Raw genomic sequence first — 23,680 nt, 5'->3', positions numbered from 1 at the left:
GGTGGTCACGGCGGTGGCGGACATCATTAACGGCCGCACCCTGGCCCAGATATAAAAAAAGCCGGGGACGGTTTCCTGTCCCCGGCCTCCTGGATCGGTCATTCAACTTCAGCGGCAGAATTATCTGCTTGCCACGCTGTCCGCTCCACGCCCTGCGCGTTCCAGAGCGGCGATTTCGGCCATGATCTCCCCATTCTGAAGCTTCAGAGCAATCTCTGAGAGCGACCCACCGGCTTCAAGCGACGCGGCCGTGGCGCTCCAGCGCTCACCGGCCTGCGCATCCCCCGCACACAATCCTGCAGAGATGTCGAAACGCAGCAGCGTCGCCTCACCACTCAAACGACGAAGCGCCCGCAACAGGGCATGGGTCTGCGTTGCGCGCTCTCCAACCGCAGAGACCCCTCCCAGAACCGGCAGAGAACCACGGGCAAACTCTGCCCGCGTCGTATCAATCCCGGCCTGACGCTGGATCCGGTCCGTCATGACAGGCTCTTCCCGTTTCAGANACCGCCGCCAGATAGCGCAGATTACCCACAACGGCCGTCTGCAACAGTCCATCCAGATCCTGCCCCCGGCGTTGCGGACAGACCGTAAAGGCACAGAGCAGTCCGATCACGCTGCCAAGCGTATTGTCGAGCATCCGCATCCAGGCCACGCCCTGCGACGGCATGAGCATTTCCGTCACGACGATAAACTGCGCGCTGATGAACACAACGAGCATCGTGTAGTTGACCGCCCGCATGGCGATCGCCCCGATCACGAAGACCGCCACGGCTGCCAGCATCTGGGCCGAACCCGGCAGGAACGGCGTCAGCAACAGCGCCAGCACGCCGCCGCCCACAGTCCCAAGCACACGCTCGAGCGCCCGCACCAGCGTCGTCTGCCCTGATGGCTGGACGACCAGCAGCAGCGCCACCAGAGCCCAGAAGCCGTAATCCAGCCCCAGCCACAGACTTGTCATGTAAGTCGCCAGAAGACCAACCACGAGGCGCAGCGCGTGCTGCCAGATTGCCGGGGTCAGCCGCGCCACATGCCGGGGCAATTCCGTATCAAACGGCAGGCGCTCCTTCTGCGCGAGCCCCTCGGCCAGCGTTCCCAGCGTCCGCGCACTGGTCGCCACCAGTTCCCCGACCGGACCAGCCGTCGCAGGAATACTCCCCGCCAGAGCCAGTCCTTCAGCCGCCAGATGCCCAAGATCCGGTGCAGGTTCGAGGGCGGCGTCGCTGGCATGCTGGCAAAGCGCCGAAAATGCCGCCAGCGTGCCCCGCGCCTCGAAATCCAGACCGCGCGTTTCGCCAAGATGCTCGACAGCCAGCATGGCCGTAAACAGACGCTCTGCCCCGGCAAGAGAGGCGATCAGACGCCCGCGCATGCCATAACTCGCATGACCGGCATCGATCTGAAGCGCCAGCCCACGTGCGCGCTCGATTGCCGTGCGCACATTCTGCCGGTGAACGGTTTCCTGTAGCCGGCCCGCAGCAATCTCGCCCGCCATCACCGAAATAAGCCGGTAACAGCCACCCACGGCCCGCCGGGCGGCGGCGTAAGGATGCAGCGGCCAGATCACGAGGCACAGGATAATGGCCCACAGGCCCCCGCCCCCAAAGGCCCCTGCAATAACGAGTGCGCCCTGAAGATCATGAGCTGGGAAGCCCGTCCCCGCCAGCATGACACACCCCAGAAGGGCACAGAGCAGCGCCATGGAGGGCCGCAACGCCCGGGCCATGCCCACCATCAGCCCCGTCACAACAAGCCAGGGCAGCACGCCCCAGAGCGGGTAAACCGCGATGAGAGACGTCACGCCCCCAAGGATTGCGCCACCGACGGTAAAAATTCCAAGGATGCGAAGCTGTTCGCGCGCGGTCCCGCCGGGCTCGATCAGGCAGCTCCAGAACGCGGCAAACCCGGCCCAGGCCAGCACGGCCTGATGTTCGTAAATTGCGGGAAGAAGCGCCACGACCGTGGCGACCGCAGCGCGGCTTCCCTCAGCCGGAGCGATCTGCTCCGGACTGACGGGAACCGAATGCCGCAGCAGAAACTGCGTCAGAAAGTCGAACGGCCTGCCCCGGTTCAGGGCAGGCCGGGGCGACGGACCAGAGGAGAGCGGATCACGGACCATGTCTCAGCGACCGGTCAGGATACGCTCCACGAGCTGGCCGACCGTCGGGACAAAACCGTTCGCATAGAACGGGTCTGTCCCGAAACGCCACGCATTCGTGCCGCCAAACATGAGGTTATGATCCACGATCGCATCCTCATCCGCTCCGGGCGCAATGTGGGAAATGGTCTGGAGCGTCTTCTGGATGCAGAAGGACCGTGGGTCCGCCTTCTGGCCGTTGGTGTACGGCTCGCGCTGCATCCAGTTGGAGAACCGGCACTGCGACAGGCAGCCCATGCAGGCCGTCTGGTCTGCAAGGATCTCGCGAGAACTTTCCGGTGTTACGAAAACCAGTGTGTCATCCGGCGTGCGCAGCGCTTCCGTGAAGCCAGCGGCTTCCCATTCCGCAATGCGCGGACGATCGGCCGCCGGGACGAAAACCTCGCGCTTGCGGGCACCGACGCCATAGGACGCTTCGTATCCGTCCCCAGCTTCCTGACTGTAAGGCACCTGGCGCTCTGAGCGCTCACGCAGGTCCTTGAGGAAGCTGTTCTTGACGGCCGAGGAATAGAACCCGGTCGGGGAGAAGCGGTTGAGATACACGTCTCCCTTCTTCAGCGTCAGAAGACGGCGCTTCCAGGCATTCGGGATCGGGCTTTCCTGCGTCAGCAGCGGACGGGTCCCGAACTGGAACGCGATCGGCCCCAGTTCCGGGTTGCCAATCCAGTCCTGCCAGTCCTCAAGATGCCACACGCCACCCGCCATGATGATCGGCGTTTCACCCAGACCATAATTGCGCATGACACGGCGCAGTTCGAGAACGCGGGGTAAGGGATCTTCCGGAGACAGCGGATTTTCCGTGTTGGACAGGCCATTATGACCACCCGCACGCCACGGATCTTCATAAACTACGCCACCCAGCAGTTCAGGAGCCTTGCCATAAGCACGGCGCCACAGGGCATTGAACGCGCGTCCCGAAGAGACGATCGGGTAATACGGAATGCCAAAGCGCACCGCGATGTCGGACAGCCGATACGGCATGCCCGCACCACATGTCACGCCATGCACCAGTCCCGGAGCCCCTTCGAGGATCCCGGTAATGACCTCTTCGGCGCCGCCCATCTCCCACAGGATATTGACGTTGATACGGCCCCTGCCACCCGAAATGTCATGGGCGATTTTTGCCTGGGCAATACCACCATCGATCGCGTAGCGGATCAGTTCCAGCTGACGCTCACGACGCGTGCGGCCGTGATAGATCTGCGGAACGGGATTTCCGTCCTGATCATAGCTGTCCGCATTGACGGCAGAGATGGTCCCGATCCCGCCGGCGGCGGCCCAGTGTCCGGCCGAGACGCCCGTGGAGACGGAAACACCTTTGCCCCCTTCGATCAGAGGCAGCACATCCTGACCACCAAAACGGAGGGTATCAATAGATTTCATGGGGACTGGCTGTCTCCGAAACTCAGAAAAAAAAGGGCGGGGCCTTGCGAGCCCCGCCCCAACACTCATTCGGCGTCGCGACGGGGCGGACGGCCAGGCTTGGCCCCCACGCTCTCCGTAATATCGGCGCCCGTGGCCTGATCGACAACCCTCATGGAGAGCTTGACCTTGCCACGGTCATCAAAACCGATGACCTTGACCTTCACGGCATCACCCTGCTTGACGACATCGGACGTCTTCGCAACGCGGCCTTCAGCCAGTTCAGAGATGTGAACCAGACCATCACGCGGGCCAAGGAAGTTCACGAACGCACCGAAATCTGCAGCCTTCACGACCTTGCCGTCATAGATGCGGCCAATTTCCGGCTCGGCAACAATGCCTTCGATGCGGGAGATGGCCTTCTGGGCCTGCTCGTCGTTCGAAGCGGCAATCGTCACGGTGCCATCGTCACCGATATCAACCTTCGCACCCGAATACTCGACGATCTCGCGGATCACCTTGCCGCCGGAACCAATCACATCGCGGATCTTTTCCTTGGGCACGGAAATCGTCGTGATCTTCGGAGCATTGCCCGAAACATCCGAACGACCTTCCGTCAGCGCCTTGGACATTTCGCCGAGGATATGGATACGGCCTTCACGGGCCTGCTCCAGGGCGATCTTCATGATTTCCGGCGTGATGGACGTGATCTTGATGTCCATCTGAAGCGCGGTCACGCCGTCAGCCGTACCAGCAACCTTGAAGTCCATGTCGCCGAGATGATCTTCATCACCCAGGATGTCGGACAGCACGGCGTAGCCACGGTCTTCCTTGATCAGGCCCATGGCAATACCGGCAACCGGACGCGGCAGCGGAACGCCGGCATCCATCAGCGCGAGCGAAGAGCCGCAGACGGTGGCCATGGAAGACGAACCGTTGCTTTCCGTGATCTCGGAAACCACACGCATCGTGTACGGGAAGGCTTCCTTGGTCGGCAGCAGCGGATGGATTGCGCGCCATGCGAGCTTGCCGTGACCGATTTCACGACGGCCCGGGGAACCCATGCGACCACACTCACCAACCGAATACGGAGGGAAGTTGTAGTGCAGCAGGAAGTTGGAACGGTATTCCCCTTCCAGCGCGTCAATGATCTGCTCGTCCTGACCCGTGCCGAGCGTTGCGACCACGAGGGCCTGCGTCTCGCCACGCGTGAACAGGGACGACCCATGGGCGCGCGGCAGGATGCCGACTTCGGCCAGGATCGGGCGAACCGTCTTCAGGTCACGGCCATCGATACGGATGCCCGTCTTGAGGATCGAACCGCGAACGACCTGTGCCTCAAGCTCCTTGAGCATCGGCTTGGCCAGATCGAGGTCCAGACCTTCCTCGGTCAGGATCTCGTTGATCCGGTCCTTGGCTTCCGCGACTTTCTTGTAACGGGCCTGCTTCTGACGCTCCTTGTAAGCGTCCGCCATCAGCTTGTTGCCGACCTTCTCGACACGCTTGCGAAGGGCGATTTCTTCCTTCGTCAGCGACGGCAGATCCCACGGTGCCTTCGCAGCGTGCTCGGCCAGCGCGATGATGGCATCGATGACCGGCTGGAAGGACGTGTGTCCCAGTGTGACGGCTTCAAGCATCGTCTCTTCCGAAAGCTCGCTGGCTTCGGATTCAACCATCAGCACGCCCTCGGACGTACCGGCGACCATCAGGTCGAGCGTGCTGTCCTTGAGCTCGTCATGAACCGGGTTCACAACCAGCTTGCCGTCGATGCGGCCGATACGGGCGCAGGCGACCGGTCCAAAGAACGGAATGCCGGACATCGTAAGAGCAGCCGAGCAACCAATCAGGGCCACGAGAGCCGGATCGTTCTCGTTGTCGTAGCTCAGAACCGTTGCGGTGATCTGGACTTCGTTGCGGAAGTTCTCCGGGAACAGCGGACGGATCGGACGATCGATCAGACGTGCGTTCAGGACTTCAGCTTCGGACGGACGGCCTTCACGCTTGAAGAACCCACCCGGGATCTTGCCGGCGGCGTAAGCCTTTTCCTGGTAGTTGACCGTCAGCGGGAAGAAGTCCTGTCCCGGCTTGACGCTCTTGGCGCCAACGGCGGTGCAGAGCACAACCGTGTCGCCGTATGTGATCATGACGGCGCCGTCTGCCTGGCGTGCGACCTTGCCGGTCTCCAGGATCAGGGGGCGTCCGGCCCATTCGATTTCCTTGCGGAAATAATCAAACATGCATGTTTTCCCAAATTAAGGATGAAACCATCCCCGGGCGTCCGGCAGGTGGCGGAGCAGCGTTTCGGACGGCATGGCGGTGATGGCGGGAAGTCCCCGGCATGACACCATGTGGCCTGAAACGCCGGTCGCGCACCCGCACCGCCGGACAGGCGATGGCGGGGGTGTCCGGGAGCAGGCTCCCGGACAGATCAGCTCAGCGACGCAGGCCGAGACGCTCGATCAGGCTCTGGTAACGGGCCTGGTCCTTGCGCTTGAGATAGTCCAGCAGGCTACGACGCTGACCGACCATCATCAGAAGACCACGACGGGAGTGGAAGTCCTTCTTGTGGGTCTTCAGGTGCTCGGTCAGGTTGACGATACGCTCGGACAGGATTGCAACCTGGACTTCCGGCGAACCCGTATCTGTCTCGCTCTGCTTGTACTCAGAAATCAGTGCCGTGCGGCGTTCTGCGGTAATCGACATCGTGTTCTCCAAAAAACTCGTGGTTTTCCAGCATCCGCGCTGCCCTGAGCCGCCCATGACGGACATGACACAGACCCAGCACGTGCTCTCCGATCATCGCGCGCCACAGGTGGTCTTCCCCCTGCGACGATGCCGGCAGAGGATGCACGAGGTCCGAAGGGTCTATCGACTGCCCCCAGACAAGCATCCTTCCCTCCGCATCGGTGACGGCCAGCGCCGGGATGTCGACCAGCGCGGTCGCCGCATCCAGCAGAGGAGCCGGAAGAGCATCGGCGTTGTCCACAGTTTGAGTCGATTTGTCCAGTGATATCTGATCGATCGTCAGGGCGTGGCTCAGATCGAACGGCCCGCACTTGGTCCGCCGGAGCACTGAAATATGCCCGACCGTTCCGCAGGCAAGCGCAATGTCCCGCGCGAGCGAGCGCATATAGACCCCCTTGCCCGACTGCACGTCAAAGACGGCCGTATCCGCATCCGGACGTTCCACAAGCGTTATCGAATCGATCCGTGCCGGACGGGGCGGAAGCTCCGGCGGACGGCCGGCACGCGCCATGTCATAGGCCCGCTCCCCCCCGACCCGAAGCGCCGAAAACACGGGGGGCACCTGCATGACATTTCCTGTCAGCGCAGGCAGGACGGCAAGGATCTGGTCGTCAGTCGGGCGGTTCGAAGATGTCGCCAGAACCTCGCCTTCAAGATCATCTGTCGTCCGGCTTTCACCGAATGTCAGGGTGAAGCGATAACGCTTTGTCGCATCCATGATGTAGGGAATGGTCCGCGTCGCCTTGCCAAAGGCAATCGGCAGCACACCTGAGGCCAGCGGATCAAGCGTTCCGCCGTGACCGGCCTTCTTCGCATCAAACGCCCATCGCAGCTTGTTGACCATATCCGTGGAAGTCGGACCCAGCGGCTTGTCCAGAATCAGCCACCCGTCGATATCGCGTCCACGTTTCCTGCCCATACATCCCGTCCTTGCTTGTGAAGGCCGCTGATAGACCAGCACGGGCCCGGAATGCAAAAAAACGCCCCTCACCGGAAGTGAGGGGCGTTTTCGTAAGTTACTCCGGGTCCTTTTCCAGATCCCGCCGGACTTCCGGAGATCGCATGATCTCATCGAGTTCCATGGCGTTATCCAGAGCCGTATCGGGCTGGAAATGAATTTCCGGAACTGTCCGGAGATTCAGGGACTTGGAAAGCCCCGTCCTCAGGAAAGGCGCCACCCGCTTCAGAGCCGGCAAAAGAACTTCCACATCGCTCCGTCCCAGACGTGTCACGAAGGCCGTGGCATGCCTGAAATCCGGAGCAATACGGACTTCCGTTACCGTAATCCGCACGTCCAGAAGCTCCGGGTCACGGAACTCTGTCCGGGCGAACAGCTCCGCCAGAACACGGCGGACCTCTTCGGCCACCCGGAGCTGGCGGGTGCTGGGCCCCTGGGCCGTAACGCCGGCAGGGCCTTTCAGGTCATGTCTCGAACGCGAACTCAAGCCGGGATCACTTCCATTTCATAGCACTCGACCATGTCGCCTTCGCGGAGGTCGTTGTAACCCGCAAACGACAGGCCACACTCGTAACCACGAGCCACTTCCTTGACGTCGTCCTTGAAGCGCTTGAGCTGGCTCAGATCGCCCTCGTGGATGACAACGTTGTCACGCAGCAGACGCACGCCACAGCCGCGCTTGACGAGGCCTTCGGTGACGTAGCAACCCGCGACCTTGCCGGTCTTGGTGATGTTGAAGACCTGACGGATCTCGGCATAGCCCAGGAACTTCTCGCGGTGCTTCGGTGCAACCTTGCCCTTGACCAGCTGCTCCACGTCATCCGCCACCTGGTAGATGATCGAGTAATAGCGGATGTCCACACCCTCACGCTGGGCCAGTTCACGCGCCTGAGATGTTGCACGGACATTGAAGGCCACAATGATGGCATTCGAAGCCTTGGCAAGCTGGATGTCACTTTCCGTGATCTGACCAACAGTGGCGTTCAGAACGCGGACAGCAACTTCCTCATGGGCCAGCTTCTGAACTGTCGTGGAAATCGCTTCCGCAGAACCCTGCACGTCGGCCTTGATGAGAAGGGCAACTTCCTTCTGCACACCGGCCTGGATACGCGCCAGCATCTGGTCAAGCGTTCCACGGGCAGCAACCTGAGAGGCGGCTTCCTTGTCCTTGATCTTCCGCTGACGGAACTCGCTGATTTCGCGGGCCCGGGCATCGGTTTCAACAACAACGAACGGCTCACCTGCACCCGGCACACCTGTCAGGCCAAGGACCTCGACGGGCATGGACGGGCCGGCATCCTTGAGCTGACGACCACGGTCATCGAGCACGGCGCGGACACGGCCCCATTCGGAACCGGCCACCAGGATGTCGCCCCGGCGCAGAGTACCCTTCTGGACGAGAACGGAGGCCACGGGGCCACGTCCACGATCCAGACGGCTTTCGATCACCACACCTTCGGCAACACGGTCCGGATTGGCGCGCAGATCCAGCATTTCCGACTGGAGCAGGATGCACTCTTCAAGCTTGTCCAGTCCGGTCCGCTTGAGGGCCGAAACCTCGACGTCCTGGGTGTCGCCACCCATTTCCTCGACCACGATCTCGTGGCTCAGAAGTTCCTGACGGACACGGGCAGGATTGGCGCCCGGCTTGTCGATCTTGTTGATGGCCACGATGATCGGAGCATTGGCAGCCTTGGCATGCTTAATGGCTTCGATCGTCTGCGGCATCACGCCGTCATCAGCCGCCACAACCAGGATCACGATATCGGTCACCGACGCACCGCGGGCACGCATCGAGGTGAAGGCCTCATGACCCGGCGTATCGATGAAGGTGATCTTCCGTCCCGAAGGTGCAGTGATCTGATACGCACCGATATGCTGCGTGATTCCGCCCGCTTCGCTTGCAGCCACATCCGTGGTGCGCAGCGCGTCGAGCAGAGAGGTCTTGCCGTGATCGACATGGCCCATGACCGTTACGACCGGAGCACGCGGCTGCAGATCGCCGGCGCTGTCTTCCACGCCTTCGATGCCGATTTCGACATCGCTCTCGGAAACGCGCTTGATGCGATGACCGAATTCCTCGACCACCAGCTCAGCCGTGTCGCCATCGATGCTCTGAGCAGCCGTCGCCATGACGCCCATCTTCATGAGAGCCTTGATGACTTCACCCTGACGGGACGCCATACGGTTGGCCAGTTCGGCAACCGTGATGGTTTCCGGCACGATGACGTCACGAACGACGCGGACCTGATCGGAACGCAGACGCTCCAGTTCGGCCTGACGGCGCTCACGGTCACGCTGACGACGGACCGAAGCCAGCGAACGCGTCTTGTCGTCATCACCTTCGATCGCAGCGCGGACGTCGATGCGGCCCGAACGGCGGTCACTGCCACCGGCAGCCTTGCGGGACGGTGCAGCCTGACGACGCGGCGGTGCAGGCGGAGCACCCGGACCACTGCGGCGCGGTGCGGGGCGACGTTCTTCTTCGCCACCAGCAGCGGCAGCCGCACCGGAACGCAGATGAAGGGTTTCGTTGTTACGGGCAGGTGCGGACGCCGATGCTGCCGGACGCGACGGCTGAACCGGACGCGGCGGCATGATGGCACGCTCAGCCAGAGGACGCAGACGCTGGACCGGAGCAGCAAGCTGCACACCGCCGGTCGAGTGATTGCGCGGGTCGAGCGGAGCCGCTCTCGCAGCTTCCTCGGCCTCACGGGCTGCAGCCTCGGCGGCAGCCTGTTCCGCAGCACGCGCCGCAGCTTCAGCAGCAGCCTGCTCACGGGCCGCCTGCTGCTCGCTTTCCTGCAGGGCAGCGATTTCCGCAGCCTTCTGCTCGGTGATCAGACGCTCTTCCTCAGCGGCGCGACGCGCAGCTTCGGCGGCAGACATGATCTGGATCTTTTCTTCCTCGCGCCGCGCGGCCTCATCGGCCGCAGCCTTGCGCTGCCCCTCAAGGGCGCGCTGGCGGGCAGCCAGTTCGGCTGCCGTCAGGGCACGACCACCCGCACCACGACCACCACGGGCCGCCGCACCGGCACCCGGGCCAGCCGCATTGCGCTTGGGCTTGCGCACTTCAACCTGCACGACCTTGGAACGGCCATGGCTGAAGCTCTGACGCACGGAGCCAGCATCCACAGTACGCCCGACCTCCGGACGCCCAGCAGGGCGAAGCGACAGCCGGCTGCTTTTGGTCTGTTCGCCGCCCTGTGATGGGGTGTTGTTTCCGTCCTGGTTGCGCTCGTTGCCGTCGCTCATAGTTCCGCCTGTTCCTTACTGACCCCAGCGGGGTCTGGGAGCGGACGTCCTGCCACTCCCGAAAATCTCTCATGTTCGGCGATCAGGCGCTGTGCCAGCGCACCAGGCGCCATCACCGCATAGACCGCCCGGTCCCGGCTGAACGCCGATTCCAGGACCCGGTCGGGAACTGTCACAACCGGCAGAGAACGCCGGCCCGACACCAGTCTGGAGAATTCGTCCGGACTTGCACTTTCCGAACGGATCACCACCCCTACCCTGCCGGAGGTAAGCCACTCCCGGCACTTCTGAAACCCGCAGACCGTCTGACCCGCTCTCCGGGCCAGGCTGACTGCGTCCAGCATCCGCTGCACCAGAGCGGCCCCGATGAGATCGGCAAGGCCTTCCGGTACGATCACCTGGGCTTTTGCCGCTCTAGCGAAAGCCTGTCGTGTGCGGGCGCTATCTAACACATCCCGGCTGGCACTCAACCACATTCCCCGACCCGGAAGCTTTCCGGCGAGGTCGGGCACAACCCGGTTATCCGGGCTGACCACAAAACGGATCATGCCTTCAGGCGGCTTCTGCTCTCGCGTAACGATGCATCGCCGCTCCGAGCCGCGACGCCCTAGAGCACCACGAACGGGACCATTATCAGTATCAGAAATATCAGACGTCGGTCGACTCCCCGTCACCGTTTTCGGGCTTTGCCGAGTCGGCTTCTTCACCATCGAACCAGTGCGCACGCGCCGCCATGATGATCTCGTTGGCTGCGTCTTCGTCGATGGCATCCTCACCGAGGATTTCCACCAGTTCGTCACCGGCCAGATCCGCCAGATCATCGAGCGTCTTCACGCCCTTCTCACCCAGCGTCACCAGCATCTGGTTCGTAAAGGTCCCCAGCTCGGCCACATCGTCCGTGACACCCAGCGCCTTGCGCTGGTCATCCAGGGCCTGTTCCTTGCTGGCCAGATAATCATTGGCGCGATGCATGAGCTCTTCAGCCACGCTCTCGTCAAAACCTTCGATATCGTTCAGCTCGACCGGGTCGGTATAGGCCAGTTCCTCGATCGTGTGGAAGCCTTCCGTTACCAGCAGACCTGCAATCACGTCATCAACGTCCAGCGCATCCACGAACTGCGAGGAGCGCTTGCGGAACTCTTCCTGACGACGCTCCGATTCCTCGGCCTCCGTCAGGATGTCGATGTCCCAGCGCGTCAGCTGGCTGGCGAGACGCACGTTCTGCCCACGGCGACCGATGGCCAGCGAAAGCTGCTCATCCGGCACCACGACTTCAACGCGACCCGCTTCCTCATCCATCACCACCTTGCTGACTTCAGCGGGCGCCAGCGCATTGACGACGAATGTCGCGGCCTGCGGGCTCCAGGGAATGATGTCGATCTTTTCACCCTGCAGTTCGGCCACGACGGCCTGAACGCGGGAGCCACGCATACCAACGCAGGCACCGACCGGGTCGATCGCCGCATCGCGGGAAATCACAGCCATCTTGGCGCGCGATCCCGGATCACGGGACACGGCCTTGATCTCGATGATACCGTCGTAGATTTCCGGAACTTCCTGCGCAAACAGCTTGGCCAGGAAGGCCGGATGCGTGCGTGACAGGAAGATCTGCGGGCCGCGCGGCTCGTCACGCACATCATAGATGTAGGCGCGGACGCGGTCGGAATTGCGGAAGGATTCGCGGGGAATCAGCTCGTCACGACGCAGTAGGGCTTCCGTATGGCCGATCTCGACCATGAGATTGCCGTACTCGGTCCGCTTGACGGTGCCGTTGACGATCTCGCCCACGCGGTCCTTGAACTCGTTGTACTGGCGCTTGCGCTCGTACTCACGAACACGCTGCACGATGACCTGCTTGGCCGTCTGTGCTGCGATACGTCCGAAATCGATCGGCGGCAGCGGATCGACCAGATGCTCACCAGCCTGGATTTCCGGCTGGAACTTCCGGGCGATGTGCAGCGGGATCTGCGTATCCTCGTTCTCGACCTGCTCGACGGCTTCGGTCCAGCGGCTCAGACGGACTTCGCCGCTCTTGCGGTCGATCGTCGCACGGATGTCCTTTTCATGCCCGTACTTCGCGCGGCCAGCCTTCTGGATGGCCTGCTCCATGGCTTCCAGCACTTCCTCGCGGTCGATGTTCTTCTCGCGGGATACTGCATCGGCAACCAGCAGCAGTTCGGGACGTGTAACAGACGTGTCCATCAGATCGGACCTCCAGCCAGCATGAGACGGGTCATCACTTCTTCCCCGGCTTCTTCGGATTCAGTTTGGGCGCCTGGCGCGTTTCTTCGCCATCTTCCCCTTCAGGATTAAGGCCTGCAAGGGCCGCACTCGCCTCGATCAGCGCATCGGTCAGGACCAGACGGGCCTTGCGAATATCCACCAGCGGCAGAACGGCTTCAGTCCCGTCATCCAGACGGATGATGGCATTACCGTCCCGTGCCCCCATAACGGTGCCCGAAAAGCGGCGGCGGCCATTCAGAGGAACGTCCAGCTCGGCCTTCGCCAGATGACCGGCGAATCGCTCCCAGTCCTTGGCACGCGTCAGCGGACGGTCGATCCCCGAGGACGACACTTCCAGCATCCACGCACCGGGGATCGGATCGTCAACGTCCAGAATGGCGCCGGCAGCATGACTGATCTGTTCGCAGTCTTCCACCGAGATCAGGGAACCGTTCGCACGGTCCGCCATGATCTGGATCGTCGGGGTATCGCGTCCCAGCACGGAAAGACGCACGAGCTCATAGCCCAGATCGGCCAGCGTCGGTGCGATCCGCTCCGCAATGCGGGCTTCCAGCCCCGTGAGATGGGGCAGTTCGATATCGGAAGAGGCGTTCTGCTGAGACAAGACAAAAAAGGCGGCCCGTCAGGGCCACCCCCCAAATGAGCGGAAGATGAATGGAATGTGCCTTATGTAAGTCACCTCCTCTCAAGACGCAAGAGGAACGCAAATCCCTTTGTTCCTGAAGCGCTTATCCATTAGGCGAGTCGAAAGATTTGTTTACATTCCGATGCCTCGAAAGCCCTTGTCTTCGGACGCCGTCGGGAGTGAGATGGTTCTGAAATGACGTCCCAGCCCGAGCCCCGTCCCGAACCGCGCCCGCAGCCGCTGCTTTCCGAACCCGCGTCCCGGAGCCGGGCGCTGTGGGGCGGAGGTGGCCTGATCGCGGCCCTGACCGTCGGAGCTGGCGCTTTCTTCTACACTCATAATACGACCACGCCGCCAGCGCCCGCTGTTGCCCCACCGTCCCAGAGCACTCCGGCTGTCCCTGCTGCCCAGACAGCCGCGGTCCAGCTCTCCATGCTTCCTCCTGCGAAAGCACCGGCCGCCCTCGCAAAAAGCGGCTTCAGTCCTGCCGACCGTGCGCGCATTCTGGCCGCCGTAAAAGACGGTAAGATGCGCCTTGTGGAAATGCCGGTTCTGGATGCGTCGGGCGCAGTCGGCCAGAGCATTGACGTGACGGTCTCGGGCCTGACACAGCGTATTGTCCTGACGGGCAAGTTCCAGCATCTGGTCATTCCCATTGTCGAAGCCGGACAGATCCTCATTGCTCCTGTCAGCATGCCACATGCCCCGGCCCTGATCGTCGGCGCCCTGACAGCACTTGGCCCTGAAGCCCTGCCCGCCCTGACGACGCTCGACCAGCGCGTCCTGCTCAACGTGATCGTCCAGTAAGGAACAGCCCGGTGTTCAAGTCTCTCGTTCCCATGCTCAACCGGGCCATGCCGCTGATGATGGCCGCCTTCCTTATTCTGGCGGTCATTCAGGTCGCGGTCATGCTACACCTGTCGCTGAACGGGCTGTGGGCCGCCATCGAATGGGGACGGCGTTTCTATCTTCCGCTGGCAGGCATCAGCGCCCTTCTGGCAGTCACGGGGCTGGCGTATGAAACATCAGCCGAAAAACTGGCGCGTCGCGGACTGCGCCGCAGGAAAGGTCTCATCATGGATGTTCTCAGCCGTCTGACGAACCGCGGAGCCCTTGAAGAGCTCATGGCCCGCGAACAGCGCGAAACCGTCCTCGACGCCGACGAACTGGCCGCATCCCTGCGTGCCCGCGTCATCGGACAGGACCAGGTCTGCGAGGACATCGCCCAGCAGATGCGCCGCCGCCTGGCGCTTCAGGTCCGTGGCAAGCCCGTGGGCATTTTCCTGCTCGCAGGGCCGCCGGGTACTGGAAAAACCTATCTTGCCAAGCAGATGGCCAAGCAGATGGAACGCCCCCTGCTGAATTTTGACATGACGCAGATGTCCAGCGCCCATGCCGCCACCCAGCTTTTCGGCTCGCCCAAGGGCTATGTTGGCTCTGACACATTCGGCAAGCTGACCGGTGGCCTCAAGGACAAGCCCGACGCCGTGGTCCTGCTCGACGAGATCGAGAAGGCCCATCCGGACGTCTTCAAGAAATTCCTCACCGCCTGGAACGACGGTCACGTCACGGAGGCCTCCACAGGAGAGCAGGTCTCGACCACGCGTGCGATCTTCATGCTGACATCGAACGTCGCCACCGAAGCCCTGACCGAAATTGCCGACCGCCTCGTCAACGAGCCTGAGAAAATGCGTGCCGAGTCGGTCGAGGCGCTTCTCAAATCCGGCTTCGCCCCCGAAGTCCTCAACCGTCTGGACCGGATTTTCATTTTCCGCGCCCTGCGTGGACTGGATCTCGCCCGTGTCGCCGCACTGGAAATCGAGGCCATGATCGAAGGCTATGGTCTGCATGTGGAAACCGGCGGTATCGACGCCGGGGTCCTGTTCCAGGTCATGATGAAACAGAAGAACCTCGGTAGCGGCGCCAGCGCACGCGATCTTGTCCGCTCCATCGAGGACATGGTCAGCGAAAGCCTGATCGTCGCGCGCCAGCAGGGCGCCAAGCGCGTCCGCCTCGTCACGCAGGAGAACGGCACCGTCATCACGGAAATCGCCAACGATGCCGAAGCCCAGCTCGGCCGGGTGAGCCACTGATCCATGACGGCATTCGGACGGCTCTGGCGACGCGCGCCGCTCTGGCGCACGAGCGTGATCGTAACGGTTGGCGCGCTCGGTATGGCCGCCTTCTATCCCACCCCGGCGCTCAAAAAGGCCATGCCGTGGCTTCCGGGACATCTGCCGGGTGCCATGCCCTCTAATGCGGGCTCGGGCGACTCTCAGCCGGGTGCGCAACAGGCCGCCCAGCCCGGCGGAGCGCCCGGTCTCGGAGACCAGATCGGCGTTCCTGATCCCGGCATCACCCAGCATGGAAGCATCACGATCGCGGGGCGCACGCTTCCGCTTCCGGCCGGAGACTGGCATCCGATCCTGACGGCCCGCAGCGGCGCACATGGTGAACTGTCCCAGCAGATCCTGGCCCGCACCGATCGCGGCGTCGTTTCCGGCGTGATTGTCGTCCGTGCCACGCAGCAGCCCGTCCCGGCAGATCTCGCGGAGCAGCTCGAAACGCCATGCCATGATGACCGCGACTACGCCGCCCATATTTCAGACAAACCGGGCGTGTCGCAGGAATGCAGCTACACCAGCAACGCTGTTCTCGAAAACCAGAGCGTCAGCACGGATCCATTCATTACGGCCGCATTTTCACGGATGCATACGCTCGGCTTCCCTGTCCCGAGCCTGATGATCAATGTCGGCTGGTATCATGCGGCCGCAGCGGGCAAGAACACCGCCCATATCGAAACGGTGGAGACGCTCGTCGCCCCGATCGAACATGGATCACGCCAGCTTCTGGCGCCGCCGGAATACTGGAACAAGGCCTCGGTTCACAAAAACCCCGATGCTGCCCAGTTCATTGACTCTCTGGATCGCTGGATGATCGGCTGGTCACGCGCCCTGCGTCAGGGATTTGACGGAACGCTGGACACAGCCACCCTCGTGCCACCGCTTATCAACGACCCGTCCGCACCGCAGCCGGCCTGAAAAGACCGGGCACCATATTCAATGGTGCCCGGCACCTGCCGAAAAACCCCGGCCCAGCCGCCGCTCCGCCATGCGTGCCAGCCGTACGAACGGCAGTCCGAGCAGCAGATATGCCAGACCGACCATGATCCCCGTTCCAAAATAATCGTAATAAGTGGAAGACAGCCGCACATAGGTCTGGCTCAGCTCCGTCAGCGTAATGACGGAGACGAGCGAACTGTCCTTGAGCAGCGAAATGAAGTCATTGGTCATGACCGGCACAACCGTCCGGAACGCCTGCGGCACGATCACGAGCCGCAGCGCCTGCCAGTGCGTCATGTTCAGCGCAATCGCCGCTTCCATCTGGCCACGCGCCACAGACAGTAAACCGGCGCGGTAGTTTTCCGCTTCATAGGCCGCATAGTTCAGGCCAAGCGAGAGCACACCCGCCATGAAGGGCGACAGACGAATGCCAAAAGCTGGCAGTCCATAGAAAATGAACAGCACCTGAATCAGAAGCGGCGTCCCGCGCACGACCTCGACATAGATCCCCGCAACAAACCGCAGCGGCGCCCCGCCATAATGCCGGGACAGCGCGAGCAGAAGCCCCAGTGCCACGGCCAGAACCATGGCCAGCGCCGAAACCGCCAGCGTCATGAGCGCGGCCTGCCCGATCAGGGGCAGAAAACTCACATAACGCCGCGCCAGAACATGCCAACCGCTGCCGGTCGTGTTCGCCATGGCCTGCCGGTAATGGTCCCATTCGGTCGGCGCGATATCCGGCTGGCTGTTATCGCCTGTATAATTCGCCATCAGCGGCGTCCACAAGTTCCAGCGTGCCAGAATGCGATGCAGCGTCCCGTCCTTGATGATTTCGCCGAGCGCCGCATCCACCTGGTCGCGCAACTCCCGGTTTTCCGGCGAAAACGCGATCCCGTATTCCATGCTACCAATCGGCTCGCCCACGAGCTTCATGTCCGGCGAGATGCTGCCATAATACAGCGCAATCGGCGCATCGAGCAGGATCGCGTCCAGTCGTCCGTTCCGCAGATCAGAGAACGCATTCGTCTCTTCTTCATAGGACCGCACGTTCGAGCCACCCTGCCGGCGCAGCATCCGCTCGGCTGTCGTGTCCTTGATCGTCCCAACAGTGTGGCCCTTAAGAGCCTCCATCGTGTCCAGACCGTTCTGGTCATGCCGAACGATAATCCGCTCGCTCGTCACATAATACGGACGCGAAAACAGAACGGCCGCCTTGTGCTCCGGCGTCATTTCGATGCCGTCCAGCACCATACCGTACAGTCCGCGCGACAGGCCGGGGATCAGACCGTCCCAGTCGTTCTGGATAAATGTCGCCTTGCGGTGCAGACGCTGCGCGATGGCATCGGCCAGTTCGTATTCGAAGCCGGTCATCCGGGATTCATGAGCCGGGTCATGGAAGACGTAAGGCACGTTCGCCTCACCGTCCGACGCCCAAAGCAGTTCCTGCGGCGCAGAAGACGGTGCATCCGCCAGCGCGACAGAAACGGGGCTAACCGCGAGAGCCAGCACAAGCGCAAGAATTTTCTTCATCACAGCAGCGTCCGCAGGAACCGGCGTGTCCGTCCCTCCCGGGGGTTGGCGAACATCAGGTCCGGATCACCGCTCTCAACGATTTCCCCGCCCTCGACAAACAGAACGCGGTCCGAGGCCGCACGCGCGAAACGCATGTCATGCGTCACGACAAGCTGCGTCATGCCATCATCATCCAGCGCCCGCATGACAGACAGGACTTCCTCTGACAGCTCGGGGTCCAGCGCCGACGTCGGCTCGTCATACAGCATCACGGACGGCTTCATCGCGAGCGCGCGAGCAATCGCCGCACGCTGCTTCTGACCACCCGAAAGACTGTCGGGATACCGATCCTTGACGGCTGCAAGGCCAACCTTTGCAAGAAGTTCGCACGCAATGGACTGCGCCTCGTCACGCGACATTTTCTTGACCTGGATCGGCGCCATCATGACGTTGTCCAGCACCGTGCGATGGGGAAACAGATTGAAGGCCTGAAAGACCATGCCAACATGCGACCGCAGCTTATGCGCCTCGGCCTCATTGGCGCGGCTCCAGTGCTTTCCCGTACAAGCGACCGTCACGTCCTCGATCCGGACAGAGCCCGCATCCGGATGTTCCAGAAAATTGAGGCAGCGCAGGAACGTGGACTTGCCACATCCCGAAGGCCCGATCATCGAGATCAGCTCACCGCGCTCCACATCGAGCGACAGGCCCTTCAGAACCTCGTTCCCACCAAAGGACTTGGCGATACCACTCGCCTGCAGCACCAGATCAGCCAGTTCCGGAAACCCTCGAAAAAAGAGACGCACGATCACATGACCGCGCAGCCCTCATAACGGACCTGCGCCAGCGTATCGAGACCTTAATACAGCTCGTGGCACAATTCATACGATCATCATATTCCGCTCCTCCGGAGCCCGGCTCTTACGCCAGCCCTTGCGAAGGACGTCCGCAGGGTCTCTAAAACAGAAAGACACACACCGGGACAGAGCCGAACCCGCGCATGAGACCCTTTGATGACCACCCCGTCTGACTTCCCCACGCCCCCTGTTCCCGGACGCCTGCTCGATGTCGAGGACGTTACGGTGTTCCGCGGAGACCGGCTGGTGCTTGATGGCGTGTCGCTGACGCTGGATGCGGGGGACGCCATGATCCTGACAGGGCCGAACGGTGCGGGAAAATCCACGCTCCTGCGCACCATTTCAGGCCTGCGCCGTCCCGATTCAGGCGAGGTCATCCGCTATGGCGACCTTGCGTGGCTCGGCCATCAAGACGCACTCAAGCCCGGACTGACGCTGGCGCAGAACCTGGCTCTGGCTGAAAAACTTGGCACGAACAGTCTGCCTGACGCGCTGGATGCGCTGGATCTCACCCATCTGACCGATCTTCCGGCCCGCCTGCTGTCCTCGGGACAGAAGCGCCGCGCGGCCTTTGCCCGCGTCATGCTTTCCGGGGCTCCACTGTGGCTGCTGGACGAGCCGACCGTCGGGCTGGATGTCGCCAGTATCGAGCGCCTCGGCGCCGTCATGGCCGCCCACCGCGCCAAGGGCGGGGCCATGATTGTCACAACGCATGTGGCCCTCCCCCTCGACAACACCCGCTCGCACGAACTGCCGTCGCTCGCGCATGTGGAATCCTTCTGGCTGTCATGACCGCTTTTCTTGCCCTGATCGACCGTGACCTCCGTCTGGCCTTCCGCTTCGGTGCCGACACACTGGCCTCTCTGTTGTTCTTTATATTATGCGGCAGCCTGTTCCCGCTGGCGCTCGGCCCCTCGCCAGACCTTTTGAGGCATATGGGGCCAGGCATCATCTGGGTCTGCGCCCTGCTCGCCTGCCTTCTACCGCTGGACCGCCTGTTCGGGGCGGAACTCGAAGACGGGTCGCTTGACCTGCTGATGCTGACCGGACCAGCCCCGGCCGCCGTGGCTTTTGCCAAAATGGCCGCCCACTGGCTGACGACCGGCCTGCCGCTGCTGATCGCCAGCATGCCGCTTGGCATCATGCTCGGCGTCAAGGGTTCTGAATTACCACTCCTGCTGTTCGGACTTGCGATGGGCACGATGTCCCTCTCGCTTCTGGGCGGCATGGCGGCTTCGATTGTTCTTGGCGCGCGTCGGGGCGGCGTCCTGCTCCCGCTTCTGGTGCTGCCGCTCGCAACGCCCGTCCTGATCTTCGGTGCGGCCTCGTCCTATGCCGGACAGCTTGCGACATCCCCAGCGGCCAGTCTGGATCTGCTGGGAGCCTGCCTCTTCGCCTGTCTCCCGCTGTGCCCTCTCGCCGCCGGCCAGGGTTTGAAAGCCGCCGTGGGCTGAAGCAGGTTTTTTACCTTAACAGGATGTCATCCTGAGGCCTTTGACGACATGACCCCTTTGTGAAACGACTGGGCCACATTCGTTTCATATCGAGATCATCATAATGCCTTCACGTCCGACACTCAGAAGCTCTCTCCTGTCCTGCGCAGCCCTGCTGGGCCTGAGCTTCAGTGTCGCGCAGGCAGAGTCGGGCTATCTGCGCGAACCCTCGATTTCCGGCCAGACCGTCCTGTTCAACGCCGAACAGTCCGTCTGGAGCGTTCCGCTCTCGGGAGGGCAGGCCCAGCGCCTGACAACCGTGCCGCAGGGTGCCAACGCCATCGATCCGCACCCGGCCATTTCCCCGGACGGCACCCAGATCGCATTTGCCGCCAATTTCGACGGCCCGACCGAAATCTACGTCATGCCCCGCAGCGGCGGGACGCCCCGACGCCTGACGTTCGAGAACGTCGCCCGTCTGAAGATCATCGGCTGGGACGCTCATGCCGGTATTCTCTATGCCGCCCCGGCCGCAACAGGCCCCTATTACACCCAGACCATTACCGCCATTGACCCAAAGACCAGCGTCACGCGCGTCTTCCCGCTCTCCGCCGTCAATGATGCTGCCCTCAGCCCCGACGGACACTGGCTCTATGCCGTCCGCTTCGGTCTCGCCACGACCGGCGATCACATGCGCGCCTACCGTGGTGGTGCGCTGTCCCAGCTCTGGCGCTTCGATCTTCAGAACGGCAAGGAAGCCGAGCGCATCGGCACGCATAACGCCAACCTGATCCGCCCGATGCTCTGGCGCGACCGGCTGATCGTCGTTTCCGACGAAGACGGCCGCTATAATCTGTGGAGCCTCGCCACCGACGGCTCGGACGCGAAACAGCTCACCCATTTCACGGATTACAGCGTCCTCGAAGCGTCCATTTCTGGAGACCATATCGTCCTGCGCAAGGGTGCGGACCTGTTCGATTTCAATCTGGCGAATGGCGCGACAACCCCCATCAAGGTGGACCTGACCTCCGACAACCTCCCCCGCAGCCCGTACTGGCTGGAGAAGCCGACGCGCTTCCTGACATCCTCGACCATTTCCCCGAAGGGCGAGACCGCAGCCTTCACCATGCGCGGCCATGTCGTGGTCGCAGGCGCATCGCCCCGCCGCGTCGTCGTCCTCGCAACACCTGACAACGTCCGCCTGCGCCTCGCCCAGATCACACCGGACGGCAAATCCGTCATCGCCTTCAGCGACGTCAACGGCGATTCCGCCCTGTGGCGCTTTCCCGCCGATGGCAGCGGCAAGGGTGAAGCCATCAGCCAGCCGTCTCCGACCGAACCCGTCATCCTGTCGCTTTCGCCAGACGGAAAATACGCCGCCCATACCGATCTTCTGGGGCGCCTGTGGCTGACGGACCTGTCCACAAAGGCTGACAAGCTCGTCGACAATGCCACACGGGACGGCACGAATATTTTCGACTCCCTGTCATGGTCTTCGGACGGGCACGTCCTGGCCTTTGTACGCACACGAGGTGCAAACCTGCGGCGTCAGATCGCGCTTTACGTCCCCGCCACCGGCCAGACGAACTGGGTTACGGACGGACGCTACGAATCCTATACACCCGGCTTTTCCCCGGACGGCAAATGGCTGTGGTTCCTCTCGGACCGCACCTTCTCGCTGTCCAATGGTTCCCCCTGGGGGGACCGCAATATCGGCCCGGCCTTCCCGAAGCGGACCGGCATTTACGCCCTCGCCCTCCAGTCTGGCGAGCACTTCCCGTTCCAGCCCGCAACGGAGCTGGACCCGGCGGACAAGAAACCCGACGCCGATCATAAGGATGACAAGAAGAAGGACGGCGACAAAAAGAAGGCCCTTCCCGCCATCACATGGGCGGGTCTCGCCACACGCCTTTATCAGGCCCCCGTTCCGGCAGGAGACTACGCGGGGCTCGGCGTCTCTGATGAGTATCTCTTCACCATCGACAATTCCGGTTCAGGCGATGGCACCCTGAAATCAATCCATATCGACAACAATGAGCACAAGATCGAAACCTACGCTTCCAAGATCTCAGGCTTCGATATCACGCCTGACGGCAAGACCCTCCTGACCATTGGCCTCGGTGAAAAGAATGCCCCGGACCTGCTCCTGACCCCGGCAGGTGAGAAGCAGCCCAAAGAGCTGGCTGGCAAAAAGATCGAACTCGACCGTCTGCGCCTGCGGATCGACCCCGGACAGGAATGGTCGGACGAATTCGTGGACGCCTGGCGTCTGCACCGCGACCATTACTATGACCGCGATCTGCAAAGCGTTGACTGGAAAACCGTGCGCGCGCATTTTGCCCCCTTCGTAAACCGGCTTGGCGACCGTGCGGATCTGGACGATCTGCTCGGCCAGATGGTGGCAGAAATCGGCGCCATGCACTCGCAGCTCCACGCGCCCACGACCGTCGATCACCCCGCCTTCAGCCTCATCGCGGGCCTCGGCGCGCATCTGACGCATGAAGACAACGGCTTCCGCATCGATCACATCTATCAGGGCGACCGCGACCTGCCCGACCAGCAGTCCCCTCTGGCTGCCCCCGGCGTGGATGCCCATGACGGTGACCTGATTACCGCTGTCAACGGACAGCCCACGGCCGGGCAGCCCGACCTGGGCGCATTCCTTGCCGACCAGGCCGGAAAGCAGGTTCTCCTGACACTCTCCCGCTCCGGGAAAGACCACAAAATCATTGTGACACCCGTGTCTTACATAAAGGACCGTGATCTCCGCGCGCGCGACTGGGAAGTCAGCCGTGCGGATACCGTCGACCGCGCCAGTCACGGCCGCATCGGCTATCTGCATCTGCAGGCGATGATGGGCGAAGACATGGAAGCTTTCGCGCGCGAATTCTATGCCAACATCGATCGCGATGGACTGATCGTGGATGTCCGCGGCAATGTCGGCGGCAACATCGACAGCTGGGTCCTCACTCAGCTCATGCGGCGCCCGTGGATGTTCTGGGGCCGCTACGGCAATGCGTCTTCAGTCAACATGCAACAGTCCTTTCAGGGGCGCCTGATCGTCCTGTCTGACGAGATGACCTATTCTGACGGTGAAACCTTCGCTCAGGGCATCAAATCCCTGCATATTGCCCCGCTGCTTGGCGAACGTACAGCAGGCGCAGGCGTCTGGCTCTCCGACGGCGATGTCCTGATCGACAACGGCAATGCCCGCACGGCAGAGAACCCCTATTTCGACCTGAACGGCCACTGGCTGGTCGAGAACAAGGGCGTCTCCCCGGATATTGAAGTCGAGAACATGCCGGTCGCCACGTTCAATGGACAGGACCAGCAGCTCGACGCCGCCATCACCTGGCTCCGCAAGGACATGGCCGATCACCCCCGTCCGGACCTCAAGCCCGAAGCCTTCCAGGCCCAGCAGCCTGCCGCGCCTAAATAAGCGAGAGCTCTATCCACACAAAAAAGCCCC

The 23,680-nt window shown here is 62.3% G+C and carries 19 protein-coding genes; 6 read left to right on the top strand and 13 right to left on the bottom strand.

Going from position 1 to position 23,680, the window contains the following annotated elements:
• Positions 1 to 120: 120 nt before the first annotated feature.
• The 11 genes from JK202_RS16280 to rimP form a co-directional block, all read right to left on the bottom strand.
• Positions 121 to 483, bottom strand: coding sequence for a hypothetical protein (locus JK202_RS16280; RefSeq protein WP_249200050.1), 363 nt, complete (start codon positions 481 to 483; stop codon positions 121 to 123).
• Positions 449 to 2,119, bottom strand: coding sequence for an FUSC family protein (locus JK202_RS12580; protein WP_249200049.1), 1,671 nt, complete (start codon positions 2,117 to 2,119; stop codon positions 449 to 451). The genes JK202_RS16280 and JK202_RS12580 overlap by 35 nt, the downstream gene beginning before the upstream one ends.
• 3 nt (positions 2,120 to 2,122) lie before the next feature.
• Entirely contained in the window at positions 2,123 to 3,541 is a 1,419-nt protein-coding gene (locus tag JK202_RS12575) for a nitronate monooxygenase family protein (protein ID WP_211561563.1), read from the bottom strand.
• Between the two features lie 65 nt (positions 3,542 to 3,606).
• Entirely contained in the window at positions 3,607 to 5,757 is a 2,151-nt protein-coding gene (gene pnp, locus JK202_RS12570; protein ID WP_211561561.1) for a polyribonucleotide nucleotidyltransferase, read from the bottom strand.
• A gap of 196 nt (positions 5,758 to 5,953) precedes the next feature.
• Complete coding sequence (gene rpsO / locus JK202_RS12565) at positions 5,954 to 6,223, bottom strand: 30S ribosomal protein S15 (protein ID WP_011253110.1); 270 nt, start codon at positions 6,221 to 6,223, stop codon at positions 5,954 to 5,956.
• Complete coding sequence (gene truB, locus JK202_RS12560; RefSeq protein WP_211561559.1) at positions 6,183 to 7,184, bottom strand: tRNA pseudouridine(55) synthase TruB; 1,002 nt, start codon at positions 7,182 to 7,184, stop codon at positions 6,183 to 6,185. Before truB ends, rpsO begins: the two co-directional genes overlap by 41 nt.
• 97 nt (positions 7,185 to 7,281) lie before the next feature.
• Positions 7,282 to 7,710 (bottom strand): 30S ribosome-binding factor RbfA, encoded by a 429-nt coding sequence (gene rbfA / locus JK202_RS12555; protein ID WP_211561557.1) that lies wholly within the window; start codon positions 7,708 to 7,710, stop codon positions 7,282 to 7,284.
• Complete coding sequence (gene infB, locus JK202_RS12550) at positions 7,707 to 10,478, bottom strand: translation initiation factor IF-2 (protein ID WP_211561555.1); 2,772 nt, start codon at positions 10,476 to 10,478, stop codon at positions 7,707 to 7,709. Before infB ends, rbfA begins: the two co-directional genes overlap by 4 nt.
• On the bottom strand, positions 10,475 to 11,188 hold the full coding sequence (locus JK202_RS12545) for an RNA-binding protein (protein ID WP_283091804.1): 714 nt from the start codon (positions 11,186 to 11,188) through the stop codon (positions 10,475 to 10,477). Before JK202_RS12545 ends, infB begins: the two co-directional genes overlap by 4 nt.
• Positions 11,127 to 12,680, bottom strand: a complete 1,554-nt coding sequence (nusA, locus tag JK202_RS12540; RefSeq protein WP_211561553.1) for a transcription termination factor NusA — start codon at positions 12,678 to 12,680, stop codon at positions 11,127 to 11,129. Before nusA ends, JK202_RS12545 begins: the two co-directional genes overlap by 62 nt.
• Positions 12,681 to 12,714: 34 nt before the next feature.
• Positions 12,715 to 13,326 (bottom strand): ribosome maturation factor RimP, encoded by a 612-nt coding sequence (rimP, locus tag JK202_RS12535; protein ID WP_211561551.1) that lies wholly within the window; start codon positions 13,324 to 13,326, stop codon positions 12,715 to 12,717.
• A 216-nt stretch (positions 13,327 to 13,542) separates the two neighbouring features.
• Here rimP and JK202_RS12530 point away from each other — a divergent pair, with 216 nt between their 5' ends.
• The 3 genes from JK202_RS12530 to JK202_RS12520 are packed head-to-tail and all read left to right on the top strand — an operon-like array spanning position 13,543 to position 16,388.
• Positions 13,543 to 14,154 (top strand): hypothetical protein, encoded by a 612-nt coding sequence (locus tag JK202_RS12530; RefSeq protein ID WP_211561549.1) that lies wholly within the window; start codon positions 13,543 to 13,545, stop codon positions 14,152 to 14,154.
• 32 nt (positions 14,155 to 14,186) lie between these two features.
• Positions 14,187 to 15,440: an AAA family ATPase gene (locus tag JK202_RS12525; protein ID WP_211561574.1), complete on the top strand. Its 1,254-nt coding sequence runs from the start codon at positions 14,187 to 14,189 to the stop codon at positions 15,438 to 15,440.
• Between the two features lie 3 nt (positions 15,441 to 15,443).
• Positions 15,444 to 16,388: a hypothetical protein gene (locus JK202_RS12520; RefSeq protein ID WP_211561548.1), complete on the top strand. Its 945-nt coding sequence runs from the start codon at positions 15,444 to 15,446 to the stop codon at positions 16,386 to 16,388.
• Positions 16,389 to 16,406: 18 nt separating this feature from the next.
• Here the strand turns inward: JK202_RS12520 and JK202_RS12515 are convergent, their stop codons facing one another.
• Both JK202_RS12515 and JK202_RS12510 read right to left on the bottom strand, forming a co-directional pair.
• Positions 16,407 to 17,939 (bottom strand): ABC transporter substrate-binding protein/permease, encoded by a 1,533-nt coding sequence (locus JK202_RS12515; protein WP_211561546.1) that lies wholly within the window; start codon positions 17,937 to 17,939, stop codon positions 16,407 to 16,409.
• Positions 17,939 to 18,733 (bottom strand): amino acid ABC transporter ATP-binding protein, encoded by a 795-nt coding sequence (locus JK202_RS12510; RefSeq protein WP_408872157.1) that lies wholly within the window; start codon positions 18,731 to 18,733, stop codon positions 17,939 to 17,941. Before JK202_RS12510 ends, JK202_RS12515 begins: the two co-directional genes overlap by 1 nt.
• A gap of 201 nt (positions 18,734 to 18,934) precedes the next feature.
• Here JK202_RS12510 and ccmA point away from each other — a divergent pair, with 201 nt between their 5' ends.
• The 3 genes from ccmA (at position 18,935) to JK202_RS12495 (ending at position 23,650) form a co-directional block, all read left to right on the top strand.
• A complete protein-coding gene (ccmA, locus tag JK202_RS12505) occupies positions 18,935 to 19,570 on the top strand; it encodes a heme ABC exporter ATP-binding protein CcmA (protein WP_211561545.1) in 636 nt (211 codons plus the stop codon).
• On the top strand, positions 19,567 to 20,232 hold the full coding sequence (gene ccmB / locus JK202_RS12500; protein WP_211561544.1) for a heme exporter protein CcmB: 666 nt from the start codon (positions 19,567 to 19,569) through the stop codon (positions 20,230 to 20,232). Before ccmA ends, ccmB begins: the two co-directional genes overlap by 4 nt.
• Before the next feature lie 103 nt (positions 20,233 to 20,335).
• Positions 20,336 to 23,650, top strand: a complete 3,315-nt coding sequence (locus tag JK202_RS12495; protein WP_211561543.1) for a S41 family peptidase — start codon at positions 20,336 to 20,338, stop codon at positions 23,648 to 23,650.
• Positions 23,651 to 23,680 lie beyond the last annotated feature (30 nt).

The organism is Gluconobacter sp. Dm-62 (assembly GCF_018256155.1).
GTDB lineage: Bacteria > Pseudomonadota > Alphaproteobacteria > Acetobacterales > Acetobacteraceae > Gluconobacter.
Note: the sequence above shows the minus strand (reverse complement) of the source record. Positions and strands in the feature narration are given on the sequence as shown.